Source organism: Cohnella ginsengisoli, from assembly GCF_029525555.1.
Classification (GTDB): Bacteria; Bacillota; Bacilli; order Paenibacillales; family Paenibacillaceae; genus Cohnella; species Cohnella ginsengisoli.
This window is the reverse complement of record NZ_JAPDHZ010000002.1, coordinates 1,720,736-1,741,942: the sequence shown is the minus strand read 5'-3', so window position 1 is coordinate 1,741,942 and position 21,207 is coordinate 1,720,736. Positions and strand designations below refer to the sequence as shown.

Sequence of the window (21,207 nt, the reverse complement as noted above, 5' to 3'; positions counted from 1 at the left end):
ATTATCCTTGAAATGAAGTAGAAAGGGTCAAATACTTATTGCTGTCCAAGTCGTGCAACACACGCTTTATCTTTTCGTTCGCCGCTTTATAAGCATCGGGTCCTAAAAACAGATGCAGCGGAGGCGTGGGGTCTGCGGCGATTCGCATCAAAACTTCAGCGGCCTTAGCGGGATCTCCCTGCTGTTTACCCGACATTTCGAGATAGCGATCGATTGAAGCCTGTGCTTCCGTATACGCAAGAATCGGATTCGGCGAGACGGCCAACGATTGTTCGGTCAGGAAGCTGGTACGGAAAGCGCCGGGATAAACGACGGTGGCCGATACGCCGAACGGCTTCATCTCGGCAGCCAAAGCCTCCGTAAGGCCGGATACGGCGAATTTGGTGGCGGAGTAGCTGCCCCAGCCGGTATAACCGCCACTGAACCCGCCGATGGAAGACATATTAAAGATGTGACCTCGGCCCGCCTTTCGAAGATGAGGAATGGCATGACGCAGTACGTTCATAATGCTAAATACGTTTATATCGAAATGATCGCGTATCTCCTGGTCGGTCAGCGATTCGAACGTTCCTTGCAGCCCATAGCCGGCATTATTGACGATGACATCCACACGGCCGAATTTGGCAATGACAGATGTAATGGCGGTTTCTACCTCTCGCTCATGGGCAAGGTTCGCCTGTAAAGGCAGAAAACGATCCGTTTCCCGGGTGCCGACCGCTGTCGTTAGCGCATCCAGATTTCTTGACGTCGCAGCGACCCGGCAGCCTTCCGCCAATAGCTTTTGGGTTAGTGCTAGCCCTAAGCCTTTAGACGAGCCTGTTACGAACCAAACATTGGGATGCTTCATCGATAAAAACCTCCTGTATTAAAACGATTGCTGGCCGGTCAGCTGGACGGATTTTTCGGATCGGGGTTTCCTGCGGGACAAGAGGACTGCCGCAATCGCCAAAACGATTCCCGCCGCCGCAACCCAAGCGACGGACGAAATTGAAATCCGCTCTACGGCTACGCCCCCGATTCCGGCGCCTGCGGCCATGGCGAGCTGAAGCACCGAATTGTTCAAGCTAAGCATAATTCCCGCGGATTCGGGAGCGAGCGTAATTAAGTGCAGTTGTTGCGGAGGACCCAGCGCCCAGACCGCGAACGACCAAACGATTAACATCGGGATCAAAGCAGACGGCGCATGGATCGTAAAGGCAATCATCATTAGCGCGATGCCATTCACCGCCAATCCTCCGAACAGGGCGCGATGAATGCCCCACTTATCCGTGGCGAATCCCCCGGACCTCGAACCGATTAAGCTGGCGATGCCGATAACGAATAACGTGGTGCTTAAGGTGCTGTCGCTCATCCCGGTTACCGTAAGAAGCAACGGCGAAATATAGGAATAGAAAATCGAATAGCCGGCAATCCAGAAAAACGTAACGGATAAAGCAATGACCATCCTCGGCTGCTTCAGGAGCGCGAGTTGGTTGCGCAAGGGAACGGGTTCCTCTCCGTCAACGCGCGGAATCGCGAGAGCGATGATAGCGATCGCAAGCAGGCCGACCAATGCGATCCCACCGAAAACGGCCTTCCAATCGTAAGCGGAGGCAATCACTCTTCCAATCGGAACGCCGAAAATCAACGAAGCCGTAAAGCCCATCAGCACGGCCGCCAGCGCGCTTCCTTGCTTGCCTGGCAGGGCCACCTTGGCCGCGATCGTAAGCGCGGATACAACCGTGACGCCTGCGCTTACGCCCATAATGATCCGAGACAGGATTAGGAGTTCATATCCCTGCCCTATATAAGCGAGCCCATTTCCCAGTATGAAAAAAGAACAGCGCGCAAAGGAGAAGCTTGCGACGTTCCATTCGGACGGTCAGCGCCATGATGAACGGCGCGCCAAACGCGTAAGCGAGCGAAAAAACGGTAATCAGCTGACCCGCCGTCACCACCGAGACGCCCATTGTCGCTGCAATTTTATCCAAAATACCCGCTATGATATACTCCGACGTTCCGACTAAGAAGCTCAGAATCGCCAATGTGTAGATTTTTAACGTGCTAGACATGCTTGCCGTTCTCCTCTCGATAGGAACGTTTATTTTTCCCGATAAAAAAATCATGCCGCCGTGGTAGAGAATGCCGTCTCGAAACTCTCCGTCGGCAGTGAAGCCGGTATCGTCCACATAGTCGATATGATCTCCCTTAATGGTATAGCTGCCCTGATAAGCGCTTTTCCGATTGCCGCGAGCCTCGTCATAGCGGCCATTCGGTAAAAGCGCTTGCCGAACGTAACCGTCCCGGGTAACCCACATGCCGACATAGGATCGTTGTTCGCCCCTGTTGTTTTCCATTTTGATTTCCTCCTTTGATGAATGGGGATTGCTTACGAACGCCTGCTTTTTTTAAATGAACGGTGGCGCCAGAAAGCATTTCAGTGACTTCAGTATGTAATAAATAAGAGGCTGCCCGGTAGCCGAATCCAGTTGAGTTCTTGCATAATCCTCCAAATCGGAATAAAATAATTCGCAAACGGGGCGCGGAAGGAGCTTGTGAGGAGACGATGACAGGGGATGACGAGATCGTTAAAAAAGCAGAAGGAATTGGCTTTTATTATTGACCGGTATCCTGAGGGCGCGCATGCTACGGCCATTCCTTCCTTGAAGTTCATTCGCTCCGACGGAGCGTCCCAACCGATCTATTCGATCTATAATCCATCCTTGTGTATCGTTGCACAAGGATCCAAGTTGATCATGTTGGGACAAGAGAGTTATCGATATGATCCGGCATCCTACCTGGTCGCCTCCGTCCATTTGCCGATTACCGGACAGATCATCAAGGCCACGGCGCAGTATCCTTACCTTAGCCTTCAACTGGATTTTAGTACGGATCAGATCGTAGATATGATCAAGGAGTTCAATTCGGAGCGGGATCTGAAGGAAGTTTCCAGACGCGGCCTGGTGGTAAGTCAAACGAGCCCGTCCCTGCTAGAGGCCGTATTGAGGTTAGTCCGTCTATTAGACACGCCGCAGGATATCCCTGCGCTTGCTCCTTTGGTCATTCGTGAAATTCTTTACCGGATTTTACAGGACGAGCAGGGCGCCGCCGTCCTGCAGTTCGCCGTGGCCGGCAGCAATGCCCAACGGATCGCGAAGGTCATTCATCTCATCAACCGCGATTTCGCCAAGCCTTTGCGTATTGACGAGCTCGCCAAGGCTGCAAGCATGAGCGCGTCTTCCTTGCACGCTCATTTCAAAGAAGTTACTGCCATGAGCCCCTTGCAATATCAAAAACAAGTAAGGCTGCAGGAGGCTCGCCGCTTATTGCTTTCGGATATTCCGGAAGCCGCGAATGCGGGATTTCAAGTGGGCTACGATAGTCCGTCCCAGTTCAGCCGCGAATATGCCCGGATGTTCGGCAGGCCTCCCTTAAGCGATATCAAACGCCTTCGCGAGTCTATATCCCTACAGGACGCTAAGTAATTTGAAGCGCCATCCAACCGGGAGAAAAGGGTGGATGGAGTTTTTCGTTTTTGGGTCGTCGTCGTTATCATCGTCGTCTAATCTAAAATCCAAAAAAAATCAGGCTTGCAAAAACTAATGCAATTAGTTATATTAAAGCTAATAAGATTAGTTTAGACAAACGGAGGTTAAAAATATGCGAATGACGACACGCGCGCACGTGCACCAACTTTCCTTCATGCCGCGCTTTTTTCCGGTCAATGCGTACTTCGTGGAGGAGCAGGACGGCCTGACCTTGGTCGACGCGGCGCTTCCCTACAGCGCCAAGGGCATTATTGACGCAGCGGCCCGAATCGGCAAGCCGATTCGGCGCATTCTGCTGACGCATGCGCATGGCGACCATATCGGCGCGCTTGACCGGCTGAAGTCCGCGCTGCCCGACGCCGAAGTCCTCATCTCGGCGAGGGACGCCAGGCTGCTCGCCGGAGACAAGACGCTGGATCCGGGCGAGTCGCAATCGCCCGTTAAGGGCAGCGTGCCGAAGCCGGGCGCCGTCCGTACCCGGGCGGACACGCTGCTCGCCGACGGCGACCGCGTAGGCTCGCTGCTCGCGGTATCGACGCCCGGCCACACGCCCGGCTCGATGTCTTTTCTGGATACGCGCACGGGCGCGTTGATCGCGGGAGACGCGTTTCAGATTCGCGGCGGCATGGCCGTGTCCGGGAAGATGCAGCCGTTGTTCCCTTTTCCGGCGATGGCGACCTGGAGCCCTGCCGAGGCGCTCCGTTCGGCCAAGCGGCTCGTCGGGCTGCAACCGACGCTCCTGGCCGTGGGACACGGCCGGATGGTCGCGGATCCGCTCGGGTCGATGAACGCTTCGGTGCGCGACGCGGAGCGCGTTCTTGAATCCCAAGGCAAAGGAGGGGCCAGTCATGTCACCGCGAATCGGCCTTGACCGGGCAACGCTGCTGCAGGCAGCCACGGAGATGGCCGATGAACACGGCCTGGAGTCCGTAACGTTAGCATCCCTTGCGCAAAAGCTGAAGATTCGTTCGCCTTCCCTTTACAATCACGTGAACGGCTTGCCTGATTTGCGGCGTGAGCTGGCGCTGTCCGGCCTCGGTAAAATGGCGGAAAGCTTCGAAGCCGTGCTGGACGAAGCCGAGGGCGACGAAACCCTGCGCGCCTTCAGCCGCGCTTACCTCGCGTTCGCGCGCCGGCATCCGGGCTTGTACGAAGCGGTTCAGCGCGCGCCCGATCCCGACGACGCCGTTCTCGCGGAAGCCGGCGGCCGGGTCGTCTCCCTCGTCGTCCGCGTCATCGAGACCTACGGCCTGCGCGGAGACGCGGCCATCCACGCCGTGCGCGGCATTCGCAGCGTGCTGCACGGCTTCGTCTCGATCGAGCGCCAGGGAGGCTTCGGCATGCCGCTGGATTTGGATGTCACCTTTCGTCTGCTGGTGGATACGTTTATTGCCGGCGTCAAGGCTTTGAGAGCGCAGGGCGAAGCGAACTGAGCGAGCGCCCTTGAGACAGAAGCTGAGAGGAGGGCCGCCTTAACTAACAAAATGGCCTTCATTTTTACGTTTTAACAATATCCCCTTCGAACAGGACGAATGTACCGCAGTCCCCTAGCACCCGACCTTTTTGGCTTTTTGCGTGCCCGATGATAACCTCTGACGCTCCGTTGCGATGATCGTATTCCTAAGCAGGGAGCCGTTCCTGAATCTGCGGAATCCTCTTAAACGCTGGGATACACGCGCGAAGCGTTTCTGGCCTAAAGGGATACAGTTAGAACGTATCGGGACTCGTGCGTCAGCGTTCCTGATTGAAGGGGATACTGTTAAAACGTGGCGAAGACCTATGCGCCAGCTTTCCTGACTCAAGGGGATATCGTTAAAACGTTGCGGAGACGCTAGCATTGCTTGACAGTCGGTGTCGAATCGGATAAAGTGTAACTTACTAAAAGTTATTTACTTTATTAATTTATTAGAGAGGACGGTCCCTATGACGCGTTCCATCCATCCCGATACCGATCTCGGCACCGTTTATTTGAAGGTTTCGGAGCTTGATCGTTCCATCAAGTTTTATGAGGAGATCATCGGCCTCCAGCTCATCTCCCGCGAGGGCGCGACGGCTCGCATGGGCGTAGGAGGACCTGCCGCCTTGCTGCAGCTCGAGCAGCTGTCCGAGGGCGCGGTTCCGGCGCCGCGCAGGCGCACGGGCCTTTACCACTTCGCGATCCTCGTGCCGACGCGCGAAGCGCTGGGGCTTGCCGTGCGCAACTTCCTCCAGCGCCGCGTCCCCATCGGGCAGGGCGACCACCTCGTCAGCGAGGCGATCTATCTGAGCGATCCCAACGACAACGGCATCGAGGTATACGCCGACCGCCCGCGGGATACCTGGTCCTACACGCCGACGGGTGAGGTCGCGATGGCGACGGACCCGGTGGATATCGAGGGGCTGCTCGCTTTGGCCGGCGACAAGCCGTGGACCGGACTGCCGGCCGGCACCGTGATGGGGCATGTGCATCTTCACGTCAGAGATTTGCAAGAAGCCAAGCGATTCTATGTAGACGCGCTCGGCTTCGATATCGTCGCCAACTACGGGGGCCAGGCGCTGTTCGTGTCCGCCGGCGGCTATCATCACCACGTCGGAACTGAATACGTGGGCGGGCGTCGGCGCGCCGCCGCCGCCAGCGAACGCGCCCGGGCTGATCTTCTTCACGGTCCGGCTGCCGGACGCCGCGGAGCTCGCTCGCATTTTGTCCGCGCTCGGCGAGCTAGGCATTCCGTCGGAGCAGTACGAGGACGGCTACCTCGTCGCCGATCCTTCGTCGAATCGCGTGCTGCTGACGGTTCGCGCCTAAAAACCTTATTAAAGCCTTCGGCAACCGTTCCGGGTGCCGAAGGCTTTTTTCGTCGCGCCCATATCAGTCGTCCTGCGAAGTCAAAATCACGGGGCCGTCCTTTGTGATCGCGATCGTATGCTCGAACTGCGCGGACAGCTTGCCGTCCATCGTGCGCGCGGTCCAGCCGTCCTCGTCGATCTTCATTCGCCAGGTCCCCTCGTTGATCATCGGCTCGATCGTGATGACCATGCCTTCCTTGAAGCGGAAGCCTTTGCCGGGTATGCCGACATGAATGAAGCTGGGCTCCTCGTGCAGCTCCCGGCCGATGCCGTGCGCGGCAAGCTCGCGAACGCAGGAGAAGCCGTTTGCCGCCGCATGCTTGTGCAGCGGATACATCGCGTCGCCGATCCGGTTGCCGATGACGGCATGCCGGATGCCGATATCCAGACATTCCTTCGTCACGCGCATCAGCTTTTCCGCCGTCGGCGACAGCTCGCCCACGGCATAGGTCCATGCGGAATCGCCGAGCCAGCCGTTCAGCTCCGCGACCGTGTCGATCGTGACGAGATCCCCGTTTTTAAGCGGCGTATGATTGGGAAAGCCGTGCGCGATAACGTCGTTGACCGAAGCGCAAGTCGCGAATTTATAGTCCTTGTATGTTTTCGTGAACGGTCTTGCGCCGTAGCTCGCCATAACGTCCTCGACGAGCTCTTCGATCTGCCACGTCGTCACGCCTGGGCGGATCATCTTGCGGATCTCCTTGTGACAGGCGGCTACCACGGCTCCCGCCGCTCGGATATGCTCGATCTCCTGGGGAGATTTAAGCGTCAACATGGCTTACCGGCTCCTCTCTACTCTACGGTCACGATACACCCTTTAGCGATTTGGCGTCAATTCGCCCGGTAGAGGCAGCGTATGCGCGGACGGACGGAGTCGTGCGCGGCTCGCGGTCTCGGGCAGGCGACCGTGCGTCCTCGCTTGCAGCATTCAACGAGGGGTTCGGCGAATCGTTGTATCCCGTTCCGAATCCGGGCGGCTCGAATCATCCTGGCGTACAACGAATTGAACGAGACGTAGCGTCGCGATCGTTCCTTCCACTACAATAGAAGCTAGCTGAGCGCACTCGCGAAAAGCAATTCGAACGACCTGCAATCGCAGGGCGCGGGAACGGAGGAACGGCATGATCAAGCAACTGGTGGATTTGTTTATCGCGTTCGGGAGATCGACGATGCTCGGCTATGGCGGAGGACCTTCGATTATCCCCTTGTATCAGAACGAAGTCGTGAACCGGTACCAATGGATGGGCAACGAGGAATTCGGCAAGGCGATCGCCTTCGGCAACGCGCTGCCCGGACCGATCGCCACCAAACTGGCGGCTTATATCGGGTTCAAGGTCGCCGGCTGGCTGGGCGCGCTCATGGCCGTGACGGCGGTCGTGCTGCCGACGGCCCTGCTCATGGTGCTGCTCGTCGGCCTGATGCACAGGCTGCAGGGCAATCCCTATATAAAAGGGATGATCAAAGGCGTGCAGCCGGTCATCTTCGTCATGCTCGCGATGCTGGCCTACGACTTCGCCAAGTACGCGTTCCAGCGCAGCGGCGGACCGGTCGTCTTTCTGCCGTTCGCGCTTGCCGCGGCTTACTTTATCATGGTACAGTATCTCAAGATCAATGCAGTGTGGGGCATTCTCGGCGCGCTGGTCATCGGGGCCCTGTTCATGCGGGAAAACGCGGGCTGAGACGAAAACCGAGGCGACTTGCGGTTCGAGCCGCCTTATCATTCCGATAGGAAGCGCAGAGCGCTCCGGCATGGGCCGGGGCGTTTTGTCGCTGGCGGGCATGTCCTGCGGGACGATTAGGAGCGAGAAGGGGGAGTTGGAGACAGCGATGATCAAGGCGGTCGTGTTCGATTTTGACGGGACGATACTGGATACGGAAACCGTGACTTACGAGGCGATGAACGGAATCTTCAGGGAGCGGGGGCACGAGCTTCCGATGGACAAGTGGGCCGGCGCGATCGGCACGCTGCACGGCTTCGACGCCTGCGCGGAGCTGTCCGCATTCACCGGAGAGGAGATCGACCGCGCGTGGTTCGACGCCCGGTTCGGCGAGCTGTACGCCGGGATGGTGCACCAGGTGCCGCTGCTGCCGGGCATTCTGGACGCGTTGGAGGAGGCGAAGCGGCTGGGTCTCGCGGTTGGCCTGGCTACGAGCTCTTACCGCGCATGGATCGAACCGCATTTGGAACGGCTCGACCTTCGGAGACATTTCGACGCGATCCACACGGCGGACGACGTGGAAAAGGTAAAGCCAGATCCGGCGCTGTACCGGCTGGCCGTCAGATCGCTTGGCGTGGAGCCGGGCGAGGCGGTCGCCATCGAGGATTCGCTGAACGGGCTGAGAGCGGCGAAGGCTGCAGGATTGTACGGCATCGCCGTGCCGAACGCGATGACGGCCGGGCTCGACTTTTCCGAAGCGGATCTGGTCGTGCCGACGCTGGACGGGCAAAAGCTCGAAATGCTCGTGGCGCGCTGGAACGACTAACCGTTTAACCGCGGGCAGCCGGCTGCTTTTGATTGTACGTACAAGTGCGCCGCTGTGCTATAATAGCTGCTATACGTTTTGCGCGAGGTGAACGGTTTGAATCCGCAATACCCGAAGTATCAGCGGTTAAAGGAAGAGATCGCCTCCTGGATCGCGGCGGGCAAGTACCGTCCCGGGGACAAGCTGCCATCCGAGAACGAGCTGGCCGAGCAGTTCGGCTTAAGCCGCCAGACGGTCAGGCAGTCGATCGGCGAGCTGGTCAGCGAAGGCTGGCTGTCCCGCGAGCAGGGCAAGGGCACGTTCGTGGCCAAGCTTCAGGGAGATCGCAGAGGGCCGGGCGCCAGCCGGATGGTCGGCTTGATCACGACGCATATCTCGGATTATATTTTCCCCTCCATCGTGCGAGGCGTCGAAGCCGCGCTGAAGGAGAAGGGCTACCGGCTGCTGCTGTCCAGCACCGAAGGCAGCAAGGAGAAGGAACGGGAGAGCCTGGAGACGATGCTGTCGCAGGGCGTGTGCGGACTCATCGTCGAGCCGACGAAGAGCGCGGAGGGCAACCCGAATTACGAGACGTTCATGGCGCTGGAGTACCACGGCATTCCGATGCTGATGATCAACGAGCAGTATCCGGATCTGGACTGGCCCTGCGTGAAGGTGGACGACGAAGCGGGCGGCGTCCTGGCGGCGGAGCATCTGCTCGCGGCCGGACACCGCGCGATCGTCGGGCTGTTCAAGACGGACGATCTGCAGGGCGTGCACCGGATGAAGGGGTTCGTTCAGGCGCATCGGGAGCGCCGTATGTCGGTTCCGCCGGACCTGCTCGTGCGCTACCGCACGGAAAACCGCGACGACAGGCCGCAGGAGGCGCTGCGCGAGCTGCTCGCGCGGCCGGAGCCGCCGACGGCGATCGTCTGCTACAACGACCAGCTCGCCGTGTCGCTGCTGGACGTCATCCGCGAGGCGGGGCTCCGGGTCCCCGAGGACCTGTCGATCGTCAGCTTCGACGACTCGTTCCTGGCGACCGCGACCGAGGTGAAGCTGACGACGGTCTCCCACCCGAAGGCGGAGCTGGGCGAGCGCGCCGCGCAGTCGCTGGTGACGATGCTGGACAAGGCCGCGGCCGGCCGCGGCGTCGGCCACATCTACAAGCCGCAGCTGATCGTGCGCGAATCCGCTGCCGGGCCTGCGATCCGTTAACGCGGATCGGCTGCGGCCCTTTCAACCTTCGTTCTTTTTCAGTCCCCGATCGTTGCATTGCATGCTGGGCGGACCGTTCCGCGCTTTTCTAAAATGAAAAGAGCACGGGAAAGGGAGGCGCGCAGGTGAACAAGACGGGGACGTTGACGGATCGGGGCTGGACGGTTTCGGAGATGAGACTGTCGCCCTTTACGAACGCTAACGGCGTTTATCAAGACGGGACGCTGGCCATGTGCCGGGATGCGGAAGGCGCGCTTTGGGCATTGGTCGGTCACAACAATTTAGGAGAAATCACGTTGTGGCGGGGCACATGCGCCGACGATCTGACGAAGATTTGCGCAATCGCTTACAACTTTGATATGGGGGCCGCCGGCCAAGCTTTCCACGGCATTCCTTATCCGGACGGACCGCGATCCCGCGGGTTGATCTGGCCCTACGGGCTGTGGATCGATCCCGATGACGGCCGATTTTACGCCTTCGTCCATAACGAGACGGCGTGGGGAGCGGGAGATTCGTCTTACAACGCTTACGGCGAAGGCGAGGGAGAGCCGGATTTCCGTCATATCGGGCTGATGGCTTCCGATGACGAGGGGCGGACGTGGGATTTTCTCGAATGGATCATCACTTCGGAGCAACCTTGCTGGACGGATGCTTACCGGCCCGACGGCATGGAAGGCGGCCAGCCCGGGGAGCGGTTTTCGCTGGGCGCGGGAGACTTTTGCTTTTATCCGAATACGCGCGACGGTTATTTTTATATTTTTTATTCGCAGATTACGGTAGAGCGCGCGACGTATCGCCACGAGGATCACATTTACGCGGCAAGGGCGCCGATCTCCGGCAAAGGCAGGCAGGGCACCTGGCGCAAGCTGTACGGCGGCGCTTTCTCGGAGCCGGGCAACGGGGGGAAAGAGTCCGCGGTCATTGCGCAGGGCAACGTTCCGTTCATTTCCTTCAACAGCCATCTGGGCGGCTACATGATGACGAGCTATCGCCGCGAAAATTGGGTTCGAGGACTGGGCGCTTGCCAGGTATCGTTCAGTCCGGATCTTCTCTTCTGGAGCGAGCCCGTAATGCTGGATATCTCCAGGGAGGATCTCTCAAGGCCCTATTTTACCGTCTGCAATACGGATACGATCGGCCGGATCCAGGACACGGGACGGTCGTTCCGCCTGCTCGCGGAGAACAACGGCATGGATGTCTATCAATGCCAGGTGACGCTTCCATAGCATAAAAAATCAAGCCGGCTCGGTCCTTCGCGACCGGGCGGCTTTTTTAAACGACCAGGATTGGGAGTTGATACAGGATGACGTTTAAGCTGCTTATCGTCGACGACTTCTTCGTCGAGCGGGAGACGGTGAAGGAATTGATCTCGGCGTCGGACCTCGAGCTTGAGGTTGCGGGGGGAAGCCTGCGACGGACGGGAGGCGCTTGCCTTCATCGAACGGGAAGCGCCGGACTTCGTGCTGACGGACATCGAGATGCCGTTCATGAACGGCATCGAGTTCGCCGAGGAGCTGCGCCGCCGCCATCCCGAGGTCGATCTTATTTTTTTCACCTATTACGAGAAGTTCGAATACGCCAAAAAAAGCGATCGATTTGAATGCGTTTTCATTTGTGTTGAAGCCGATTGTCGACGAGGAACTGGTAAGCGCCTTGCAGCGCATCGTCGACGACAAGAAGCGCCGCCTTTGCGAGGTCGGCGAGCGCGTCCGGCTGGAGCAAGCCTTGCAGGCCAGCATGCCTTTGCTGGAGGAACGCTTTGTGCGCAGCTGGTTCGCGGGACTGGGCGGCGACGAAGAGAAGATCGAGGCGCAGCTGCGCTTTTTTTCCTTGTCCGTGCCGGCCGGTCCGTATGCGGTGCTGGCGGTAGAACTGGACGATCCGGGCGCCCGCCTCGACGAAGCGCCGGTTGCGGAGCGGGAGCTGCTGCTGCTTCGCGTATCGGACATCGTGAGAAGGGCGCTGGCGGATCGTCCGGACTGCCTGATCTGCAAGGCGGAGGACTTGCGCTGGGGCGTCTGTCTGTTCGGCAGCCAGGAGGAAGCGGATGCCGCCGCTGCGTCGGATCGGGCGTTCGCCGCGGCGGAGCGGATCTGGCAGGAGGCCTCGGATGCGGGATTCAGCCTGACGATCGGCATCGGAAGCCCGATAAGCGGACTTGATCGGCTGGCGGAGGGCTACCGGCAGGCCGCGCAGGCGCTGTCGCACAAGTTCCGGCTCGGGCATGGACAGCTGATCAGCGCGGACGAGGTAGAGCCTGGCGGCGAGGCGGCCGAGCGCAGCGGCCGCCTGTCCCAGGGGATGTTGGACGAGGTGAACCGGGTCCTGCTAAGCGGAGAGGCTGAGCGGTTCGCCGACAGATTGCTCGCCGATGGCGGCCTGCGCGGCGCGCATGCCGTTCGCGGGCAATGTCTCGGCATCGTCTCCTGCGTCCAACTGCTGCTTAGCGAACGCAATCTGGACTTGGCGCACAGCGGCGCAGCGCCCGAGCTCCAGTGGGAGCGGCTGCTGAAGCTGGAGACGATCGCGGATATCCGGCAATGGCTGATCGCCTTCCTGGATGCGTCTGCCCGCTGGATGGAGGCGCAGTGCGAGCACAAGTCCGGCGCCGTCGTGCGGGAAGCCAAGCGGCTGATGGAAGCTCGCTACGACGAGCCGCTGACGGTCAAAGCGATATCCGACAGCCTTCATTACAGCCCGAACTATTTGAACTTCGTATTCAAGCAGGAGACGGGACAGACGATCCTGGAACACTTGACGCATGTGCGCATCAAGGCGGCACAGAAGCTGCTCCGGGAGACGGCCGCCAAAATGTACGAGATCTCCCGCATGGTCGGCTACGGGCAGGAAACGTATTTTCGCAGCGTGTTCAAACAAATCACCGGGCTGACCCCCAAGGAATACCGGGAAAAGACGCGGGGGCCGGGAAGCCTATGAAGGCGTGGTTTCGAGATTTGACGCTGAAGCGCAAGCTTGTCCTGACCTTTACGCTGCTGATCGCGGTCGTCGTGCTGCTCGGCGGATGGATGAACTACCGCATCGCGAAGAGCCGGATCGAACGGGCGGAGACGATGCTGCTCCTGCAAAACTTGAAGCAGACGGCAGCCCTTGTCGATTACAATCTCGATTCGTATCAGCGAAAGACGGAGATCATTTTCGCCAATTCCAGCTTTCAGGAGACGCTGGCGTCCAGGTACGACGATTTCTCGTCGCTGTACGACGCCTATCGCAACCGGATCTACAGCGTGCTTGAGCCCGTGCTGCTGGACATGACCTATTCGTCGACGAAGATCTTCACCGAGGGCAACGAGCTGATCAACGTCATTATTTATTCCGACAATCCGTCGCTGCCGAGGGAGACGGGCATCATCCGCGATCTGACCGCCGTCGACCGCGAACCCTGGGTTCAAGCGCTTCGCGCCGAATCGAGCCAGATGATATGGCGGGGACTGTACGAGGAGAACGGTGAGCGCTATATATCGGTCAGCCACACGCTGAAGTCGTTCCGGACGCTCGAGGAGCTTGGCATTCTGACCATCATGATCCCCGAGGTCAAGCTGAAAAAGCTGCTGGAGGAAAACAACGAAAATTCGGAGGCGGCGCTGCTGCTGTTCGATGCGGACGGCAACAGCATCAGCGGCAGCCGCCCGGAGCTGCCCGCAGCGGAGATTGAAGCGGTTCTGCATCGCATGCGGGAGACGGGCAGCGAGGTAGGACGAATCCGGCTGCCGGACGGCGACTATATGGTCGCCGCTACGGCATCCCGCATCACGGGCTGGCAGTTCACCTCGGTCGTGCCCTATCATGTCGTGACCGGCTCGCTGCGGGGCATCGCGCTTGCGACTGCGACGATCCTGATCGTCAGCGTGCTGCTCTGTCTGGGCGCGACGGTGTTCATTTCCCATCTGACGACGCGCAGGCTGATCAAGATTACGAACAAGATGAATCGCGTGAAGGAGCACGGACTGGAGCCGCTCTCCGTCATCGCGGGCAAGGATGAGATCGGCCAGCTCGACGGTGCCTTTAACCGGCTGATCACCTCGCTGAACGGCATGACGGAGGAGCGGGTCCGGCTGGAGCGGCAGAAGACGACGCTTCAGATCGACCTGCTGCAACTGCAGATCAATCCGCACTTGCTCTACAACACGCTGGCGACGATTCAATGGCGGGCGAAGCAGGCCGGGACGGCGGATATTCAGCGCGTGACGGAAAGCCTGATTCGCTTTTTCAAGCGCTTTTTGAACAAAGGCGGCGGCGAGACGACGTTCGGCCAGGAGCTGGAGATGATCCGGGAATATACGCAAATTTTGCAGTTCACCTATAACATGTCGTTCGCGGTCGAGATCGACGTCGCGCCCGAGCTGCTGGACGTCCCCGCGCTTCATTTGCTGCTGCAGCCGATCGTCGAGAACGCCGTCGTGCACGGCATCCGGCCGTCGAAGCGGCAGGGGCTGCTGCGAATCGAAGGGTACCGCGCGGCGGACGGCAAAGTCGTATTTGTCGTCTCCGACAACGGGATCGGCATCGATGCGGATATCGCGGCGAAGATCAACCGCAACGAGGCGCTTGGCCGGCTGAAGCCGGGTTACGGATTGTCCAACGTGAAAAAGCGGATCGCGCTCGTCTATGGCGAAGGCTACGGCGTAAGCGTGCAAAGCGGAGAGAGCGGGACGTCCGTAATCGTCACGCTGCCTGCCGCCGGCGGGGGCGAAGACAGCTAGACGCTTGTCGTTCATCTGCACCTCCCAATCGGTGTTTTGTGTTCTGTATTCGCTTTCATGGTCGGGCTACAATGACATCACAGACACAGAACGACATACCGACGGAGGGAGACAACTGTGAAATCAATCGGTTTGACGCTGTGGAGGCAGCGTGTCCTGTTTATGTTTTTGCTGCCGGGCGCGGCAGCCGTGCTCGTCTTTTCGTACGCGCCCATGGCGGGTCTTGTGATGGCGTTCCAGGATTACCGGGTATCGGACGGATTTCTGCGCGGCGAATTCGTCGGCCTGGATCAATTCAGGGCGTTCCTGACGGACCCCGACTTCTATGCGGCGCTGCGCAACACGCTGGCGATCAGCGGCCTTACCTTGCTGATCGGATTTCCCGCGCCGGTCGCGCTGGCGCTGATGATCGATGCCGTCGCCTCGTCCAGGTTCCGCAAGGTCGTGCAGTCCGTGACGTACCTGCCTCATTTTATCACCTGGGTATTCATCGCCAGTCTCGTCTACCGGCTGCTCGACACCGAGAGCGGCATCGTCAATCTGGCGCTGGTCAAGCTGGGCTTCGCGCCCGTCAGCTTCATGCAGTCGCCGGGGTACTTCTGGTTCATCCTCGTGCTGGCGTCCGTGTGGAAGAGCATCGGCTGGAATTCGATCATCTATCTGGCGGCGATCTCCGGCATCGATCCGGAGCTTCACAATGCGGGCATGGTGGACGGGGCGAGCCGGTTCCAGCGCATGATCTACATCACGCTGCCGTCGATCGTGCCGACGATCGCGCTCATGTTCGTCTTGTCGCTCGGCTCGCTCGTATCCGTGAACTTCGAAGCGGTGTTCAACCTCATGAACGGCTTCGTGCAGGAAAAGGCGGACGTCATCGACACGTTCGTGTACCGCAACGGCGTCCAGATGATCAAGTTTTCCTACGCGACCGCGATCGGGCTGGCCCAATCGGTCATCGCCTCGATCCTCGTATTCGCGGGCTTCAAGTTCAGCGACAAAATGAACGGCACCAAGCTGCTGTAAGGAGGAGAAGACGTTGAACATCCGAGCGACCGGCGGGGAACGGCTCTTCTCCATCCTGAACGTTTCCCTGCTCGTTTTGCTGTCCGCCGTCATGGTTTATCCGTTTCTGTACGTGCTCTTCTATTCGGTCAGCGACGGCGTCGCCGCCGGGGCGACGACGATTACGTTCGCGCCCGTCAAGCCGACGCTGGACAATTACAAAGCGGTGCTCGGAAATGCAGGCATCATGAACGCGTTTTTTATTTCCGCGGCCCGCACGGTTGTCGGCACGGCGCTGCATGTGCTCGTCGTCTGCATGGTCGCTTACGCCATCACCAAAAACCAGCTGCTTTGGCGCAAGCCCATCATCGTGTTTTTTTATGATTCCGATGTTCGTCAGCGGCGGCCTGCTCCCCTTCTACGTCATCATCGTGAAGCTGGGGCTGTCCAACCATTTCCTCGTGTACATCTTGCCGATGCTGTTCAGCGCCTTCAACATGCTGCTCGCCAAGGTGTTCTTCGACCAGATCCCGCCTTCGCTCGAGGAGTCGGCGCGCATCGACGGGGCAGGCGACGCGGTCGTCTTCTTCCGGATCGTGCTGCCGTCGAGCCTGCCGCTGCTGGCCACGCTATCGATATTCGCCGGGGTCGCCCAATGGAACGCCTGGTTCGACGCGCTGCTGTTCGTGACGAAACAGGATCTGCTGCCGATCCAGACGCTGCTGTACAAGATCATTCTGGAATCGCAGGCGACGACGGTCGAGCAGATCATGCGAATGTCGCAGAGCAAGACGCAGGTCACTTCCGAAGCGATCAAGATGACGACGCTTATGGTATCCACGCTTCCGATTCTATGCATCTACCCGTTCATGCAGCGCTACTTCGTCAAAGGCATGATGATCGGGGCGGTCAAAGGCTAACGTGTTATTAGCGCACGGCAGGCCGCGCGTTAATATAGATCAGATCAATCACTGGAGGGTCACACACATGGCAGATAAAAAAGCACTATCGCTTGCGCTCGCGGCTGCGCTGGTTTTAACCGCATTGGCCGGCTGCTCCGACGGCGGCAACAACAACGCGAACCCTGCTTCGGGCAGTTCGTCCGCCTCGGGAGCCGCATCCGCCCAAGCTTCCGCTGAAGCGCCCTTTTCCTACACATTCCTTGACACGGTGCACCCGACTGCGCTGTTCGGGTACAACAATCCGAACGATGTCGTCACGCCGGTCGTCGAGCAGAAATTCAACGTCAAAGTGTCGGACATCGTATTCTCGGCAGGACAAAGCCCCGTCGAGCGGGTGAACATGCTGGTCGCCGCCAACAATCTGCCCGACGTCGTCCTCGTGGACAATCCGAACCTGTCGCTGCTGTACTCGACCGGCGCGTTCGCCGATCTGAGCGAATATCAAAGTCTCATGGTCAATACCGACAAGTATGTGTCGGATACCGGCTGGAATTCGCTGAAGGTCGACGGCAAGCTGGTCGCCCTGCCGACCAGCGCCATGCCGGATGCGGACAATCCCGAAGTCGCCGCAGCCATGCAAGCCGATATTTTCCACCGCGATCCGGTGAACTGGGCCTTCATGCTTCGCGAAGACATTCTGAAGAAGCTCGGCTATAAGTTCAAGACAGTCAAGGACATTCAAGCCGAGCTGGATCAAAATCCGCGGCAGCTGACTGACGCCGATCTGCAGCTCGATCCGCCGATCGAGACGCCGGAGGACTTCGAGAAGCTGCTCTATGACATTCAGAAGCTGGATCTGAAGGTCGACGGTAAGCCGGTCATCCCGCTGTCGATCCCCGATTGGGGCGCCTACCACATCAGCTCCCTTTATGCGCCTACGGGCGGCTACCACGCCGATCCGGAGACGGGTGAGGTGACCGGCTACATCGACAATCCGAACATGAAGACCTATTATGCCAAGCTCCGTCAATGGTTCAAGGACGGCGTGCTGGACAAGGATTACCTGCTGCAGAAGCCGGAGCAGCTTCAGCAGAAGATCGCTTCCGGGCGCGTGGCCGCCATGTTCAGCGTGCCGGATACGAACGGCGCCCGCACGAGCCTGAAGCAGCTCGATCCCGAAGCGGAGCTTCGCCCGATCCCATGGCCCAAATCGCAGTACGAGATCGACACGGGCCATCCCTCTTACGTGGATCCCTCATACCCCGCAGGTTTTTACAACATCATGATCAACAAAAACGTGAAGGACATCCCGCGCCTGCTGAAGTACTTCGACTGGTTCCAAACCGAGGAAGCGATGGATCTGTCCGTCTGGGGGCCGGAAAGCGCCGGCTTGTACGAATTAATGGACGGCGTCAAGGTGTTCAAGGACCAGGCGCTGTACGAAGCGATTCGCGACGGCAAAAAAGACCGCGGACGGCAAAAACGCGGAGTATTACGGCATTTACGACAAAAACAATACCGTGTCCACCTATACGAGCAAGGCGTTCCTGACGGCGCCGGCGCCGTTCTACAACAACAAGACGTTCGAGCACAGCTATCCGGCCAAATTCGACGCATGGAACGACATGTGGGCGTTCGTCTCCACCGTCAAGCTGAACAAGGACGGCACCGTGCTGTCGCCGAGCGGCGAAAAGGCGAACACGCTGGCCAATTACTACTGGAATACGTTCCGCACGACGGATACGGCGAAGCTGCTGTCCACGAAGAGCGAAGCGGAGTTCGACAAGAAGTGGGAGGAGCTCAAGAAGACGTTCGAGGAGAAGGGCGGCTACGAGGCGGCGATCGCGGAGATGAAGCCCTTGTTCGAGCGGGCGATGGGCAAATCCGAGTAGCTGGCGGAGGGAGAGCGGCGCTTCAATAAAATTTGATAAGCCTTGATCTGAAATGGGGGCGGGGAGCGTTCGTTTTCGGCACGGACGCTTCCCGCTACTTTATAAAGGCGGTGTTAGGGATGAAAGGAAAATTTGTCGCGGCACTGGGCGCTGCTTCGATGTTGGCTGCAGCGGGAATCGTGGCGCCGGTCGGATATGCAAGCGCTTCCGCGCCGTCCGTAGGCGCGTGGTACAGCACCTGGTACGCCAAAAAAGACGACGCCGAACGCGACGTGGATCACCGGCTTCGGCAGCTCGAGCGCGAACCGGTTCGTGGGCGACGTCAGCGGCGACGGCAAAGACGACGCCGTCGTATTCAACGGCGACGGCAGCTGGCAGGTCGCGGTCTCGAACGGCAACGGCTTCAATACGCCTTCGACGTGGACGACGGGACACGGCGCCGGCTCGAGCAGCCAACTGCTCGCCGACGTGAACGGGGACGGCAAACAGGATGCCCTCGTGTTTTTCGGGTCGAGCGGGAACTGGTACGCGGCACTGTCGAACGGCGCAGGCTTCGGCGGCTATTCGCTATGGGTGTCGGGACACGGCGCCGGCTCGACGACGCAGCTCGCCGGCGACGTGAACGGCGACGGCAAGGCCGACGCCGTCGCTTATCGGAGCGGCACCGGCGAATGGTCGGCGGCGCTCTCGACCGGCAGCGCGTTCGGGACGCCGGCCGTATGGGCTTCGAGCTTCGGCGCCGGCACGAGCCGGCAGTTCCTCGGCGACGCGAACGGCGACGGCAAAGCGGACGCGATCGCTTTTGACGGCACCGCCGGCAACTGGTACCGGGCGCTGTCCGGGGGCGCATCCTTCGGCCCATCATCGCTATGGACGGCTGGGCACGGCGCCGGCTCTTTGCATCAGCTCGTCGGCGACAGCAATGCCGACGGGTATGCGGACCCGTTCGTCGTATTCAACGGCGACGTGAACGGCGATGCGCTGCCCGGCGATTGGTACGCGCGCTTGTACAGCAAATACGCGGGCGCGCTCGACGGCTACGACTTTGTGATGAACACCGGCTTCGGCAGCGGCGCGACCGCGGTCATGCAGGGCAACGTCAACGGCGACCCGGACGGCTTCAAGGCTTCCGTCGCTTTCGAAGCTTCGACCGGTACGTGGAAAGTCCAGCCCTATCACGCGACCAAGGCGAACGAGCAGGATACGTGGTCGGCCTGGAACATCCATTACAAACCGCTTACGCTCGGCGCTTACCAGCAATACGACAGCGGCACGACGGCGGTCATCGACGAGCATCTGGCTACGCTCGCGGACGCCAAGGTCGACTTCCTGCTGCTCGACCAGACCAACAATATCTATGTGGACGACGGCTACATCTTTAACCGTTCGGTCAAGGTGGCCGGCCGCATCGCGGCCTGGAATGCCGCGGGAGGCCACCGGACGATCAAGTACGCCAATGCGATCGGCGGCGTCCAATGGTCGCACGATCCGGCCCATATCGAATGGGAGGCAGGCGAGATTTGGTCGCAATTTAACGATACTTCAATGGGCGGTCCGTCCAACGCCTTTTATTTGAACGGCAAGCCGCTGCTCGTCATTTATTGTACGCCTGCCGACCGCGCCGCATGGGAGAGCTGGACCGGCTCGAAAACGAACACGGATCGCTTCACCGTCCGCTGGGCGCATAGCCCGAGCACGGCGGGCACGTACGGCTGGGAAGTGCGAAACGGCACGATCGACGACGACGAGGTCATGGTGGTCATGCCGGGCTGGAACAACAACAAGGGAGCGACGCCGGTATCCCGCGCGAACGGCGACTATTATGCGCTGTCGGGCTGGGAGAAGGTGCTTCAAAAAAACGCCGAAGCCGCAGATCGTTATCTTGAATTCCTTTAACGAGTACGGCGAAGAGACGGCGGTCGCGGATGCGGATACCGGCAGTCTGTCGTCTTCTTCCGAGAAGTGGTACGACAAGAGCGGGCAAATCGACAATGCTATGTATTGGAATATGACGAAGAAGTATATCGGGCTGCTGAATACGCCGAGCTATCAAGCGTCCTCGCTGTTTTCCAAGGGGCAGGGCTGGTACGGCTGGTCCTACAAGCAGTGGGACGGCAGCGCATACAGCGACATGACCTGGAATTCGGCGGCGGGCAGATGGCAGGGGACGCAGCCGTACAGCCTGATCGTGGCCGACAGGCAGCATCCGGATACGTACGACGCGGTGCGCGCCTGGACCGCCCCGTATGCGGGCACCGTCACGGTGAGCGGTACGGTGCGGCTTGAAGCGGCCGGCGGCGACGGCATCGTCGCCGCCGTCAAGAAAAACGGCACAACGGTGTGGGGGCCGCAGACGGTAACGACCACGGCTGGCGTCGCGCACAGCTTCACGGTAAACGTCGTCAAAGGGGACGTTCTCTATTTTATCGTGAACAAGAACGGCACCAACAGCTACGATACGACGATCTGGGACCCGACAGTCGCTTATTAAGGCTGGCCGATAAGGAAGGACGTTCGAAAATGACGAGCAAGGAAGCGACGATCGATGTATCGATCAAGGCCGCCGGCTATTTGGGCGCGCGATCCGCATTGAGTTACGACAGGCTGGAGCAAACGGAGTACCGGCCGGATACGATCTTCAAAAAAGGCATACAGC

At 59.4% G+C, this 21,207-nt stretch carries 17 protein-coding genes and 3 pseudogenes; 16 read left to right on the top strand and 4 right to left on the bottom strand.

From position 1 onward, the window contains the following. Window position 1: 1 nt before the first annotated feature. The 3 genes and pseudogenes from OMP38_RS08345 to OMP38_RS08335 all read right to left on the bottom strand — a co-directional run. Window positions 2–847, bottom strand: a complete 846-nt coding sequence (locus tag OMP38_RS08345) for an SDR family NAD(P)-dependent oxidoreductase (RefSeq protein ID WP_277564664.1) — start codon at window positions 845–847, stop codon at window positions 2–4. Between the two features lie 18 nt (window positions 848–865). After that, a pseudogene (locus OMP38_RS08340) lies at window positions 866–2,051 on the bottom strand (MFS transporter). 48 nt (window positions 2,052–2,099) lie between these two features. Further along, window positions 2,100–2,336 (bottom strand): annotated as a pseudogene (locus OMP38_RS08335) (Atu4866 domain-containing protein); the annotation flags it as partial. 219 nt (window positions 2,337–2,555) lie between these two features. On the opposite strand from OMP38_RS08335, the gene OMP38_RS08330 reads away from it, so the two are divergent. The 4 genes from OMP38_RS08330 (at window position 2,556) to OMP38_RS08315 (ending at window position 6,419) form a co-directional block, all read left to right on the top strand. Beyond that, on the top strand, window positions 2,556–3,464 hold the full coding sequence (locus tag OMP38_RS08330; protein WP_277564663.1) for an AraC family transcriptional regulator: 909 nt from the start codon (window positions 2,556–2,558) through the stop codon (window positions 3,462–3,464). Between the two features lie 175 nt (window positions 3,465–3,639). After that, window positions 3,640–4,398 carry an MBL fold metallo-hydrolase gene (locus OMP38_RS08325; RefSeq protein ID WP_277564662.1) on the top strand — a complete coding sequence of 253 codons (759 nt, stop codon included), beginning with the start codon at window positions 3,640–3,642 and terminating at the stop codon, window positions 4,396–4,398. Beyond that, entirely contained in the window at window positions 4,376–4,960 is a 585-nt protein-coding gene (locus OMP38_RS08320) for a TetR/AcrR family transcriptional regulator (RefSeq protein WP_277564661.1), read from the top strand. The genes OMP38_RS08325 and OMP38_RS08320 overlap by 23 nt, the downstream gene beginning before the upstream one ends. 490 nt (window positions 4,961–5,450) lie before the next feature. Then, window positions 5,451–6,419, top strand: coding sequence for a VOC family protein (locus tag OMP38_RS08315; RefSeq protein ID WP_338130437.1), 969 nt, complete (start codon window positions 5,451–5,453; stop codon window positions 6,417–6,419). Here the strand turns inward: OMP38_RS08315 and map are convergent. Further along, on the bottom strand, window positions 6,376–7,128 hold the full coding sequence (gene map, locus OMP38_RS08310; protein ID WP_277564660.1) for a type I methionyl aminopeptidase: 753 nt from the start codon (window positions 7,126–7,128) through the stop codon (window positions 6,376–6,378). The two genes, OMP38_RS08315 and map, sit on opposite strands and share 44 nt — an antisense overlap. Window positions 7,129–7,474: 346 nt before the next feature. On the opposite strand from map, the gene OMP38_RS08305 reads away from it, so the two are divergent. The 12 genes and pseudogenes from OMP38_RS08305 to OMP38_RS08250 all read left to right on the top strand — a co-directional run bounded on the left by OMP38_RS08305 (window position 7,475) and on the right by OMP38_RS08250 (window position 21,042). Continuing rightward, a complete protein-coding gene (locus OMP38_RS08305; protein ID WP_277564659.1) occupies window positions 7,475–8,032 on the top strand; it encodes a chromate transporter in 558 nt (185 codons plus the stop codon). A gap of 70 nt (window positions 8,033–8,102) precedes the next feature. Further along, window positions 8,103–8,837, top strand: a complete 735-nt coding sequence (locus OMP38_RS08300) for an HAD family hydrolase (RefSeq protein ID WP_277564658.1) — start codon at window positions 8,103–8,105, stop codon at window positions 8,835–8,837. A 96-nt stretch (window positions 8,838–8,933) separates the two neighbouring features. After that, window positions 8,934–10,034, top strand: coding sequence for a GntR family transcriptional regulator (locus OMP38_RS08295; RefSeq protein ID WP_277564657.1), 1,101 nt, complete (start codon window positions 8,934–8,936; stop codon window positions 10,032–10,034). 125 nt (window positions 10,035–10,159) lie between these two features. Beyond that, window positions 10,160–11,260, top strand: coding sequence for a hypothetical protein (locus tag OMP38_RS08290; protein ID WP_277564656.1), 1,101 nt, complete (start codon window positions 10,160–10,162; stop codon window positions 11,258–11,260). Window positions 11,261–11,494: 234 nt separating this feature from the next. After that, window positions 11,495–11,560: pseudogene (locus OMP38_RS35680) on the top strand (hypothetical protein); the annotation flags it as partial. Window positions 11,561–11,648: 88 nt separating this feature from the next. Further along, entirely contained in the window at window positions 11,649–12,971 is a 1,323-nt protein-coding gene (locus OMP38_RS08280) for a helix-turn-helix domain-containing protein (RefSeq protein WP_277564654.1), read from the top strand. Further along, window positions 12,968–14,755 (top strand): sensor histidine kinase, encoded by a 1,788-nt coding sequence (locus tag OMP38_RS08275; RefSeq protein WP_277564653.1) that lies wholly within the window; start codon window positions 12,968–12,970, stop codon window positions 14,753–14,755. Before OMP38_RS08280 ends, OMP38_RS08275 begins: the two co-directional genes overlap by 4 nt. A 117-nt stretch (window positions 14,756–14,872) precedes the next feature. Next, window positions 14,873–15,778 (top strand): ABC transporter permease, encoded by a 906-nt coding sequence (locus tag OMP38_RS08270; protein ID WP_277564652.1) that lies wholly within the window; start codon window positions 14,873–14,875, stop codon window positions 15,776–15,778. A gap of 359 nt (window positions 15,779–16,137) precedes the next feature. Further along, the gene (locus tag OMP38_RS08265) at window positions 16,138–16,677 is read left to right on the top strand and encodes a carbohydrate ABC transporter permease (protein ID WP_277564651.1); all 540 of its coding nucleotides are present in this window, start codon (window positions 16,138–16,140) and stop codon (window positions 16,675–16,677) included. A gap of 67 nt (window positions 16,678–16,744) precedes the next feature. Next, window positions 16,745–18,580, top strand: coding sequence for an extracellular solute-binding protein (locus tag OMP38_RS08260; RefSeq protein ID WP_277564650.1), 1,836 nt, complete (start codon window positions 16,745–16,747; stop codon window positions 18,578–18,580). 283 nt (window positions 18,581–18,863) lie between these two features. Beyond that, window positions 18,864–20,447 carry an FG-GAP repeat domain-containing protein gene (locus tag OMP38_RS08255; RefSeq protein ID WP_277564649.1) on the top strand — a complete coding sequence of 528 codons (1,584 nt, stop codon included), beginning with the start codon at window positions 18,864–18,866 and terminating at the stop codon, window positions 20,445–20,447. After that, complete coding sequence (locus OMP38_RS08250) at window positions 20,434–21,042, top strand: hypothetical protein (RefSeq protein ID WP_277564648.1); 609 nt, start codon at window positions 20,434–20,436, stop codon at window positions 21,040–21,042. The genes OMP38_RS08255 and OMP38_RS08250 overlap by 14 nt, the downstream gene beginning before the upstream one ends. Window positions 21,043–21,207 lie beyond the last annotated feature (165 nt).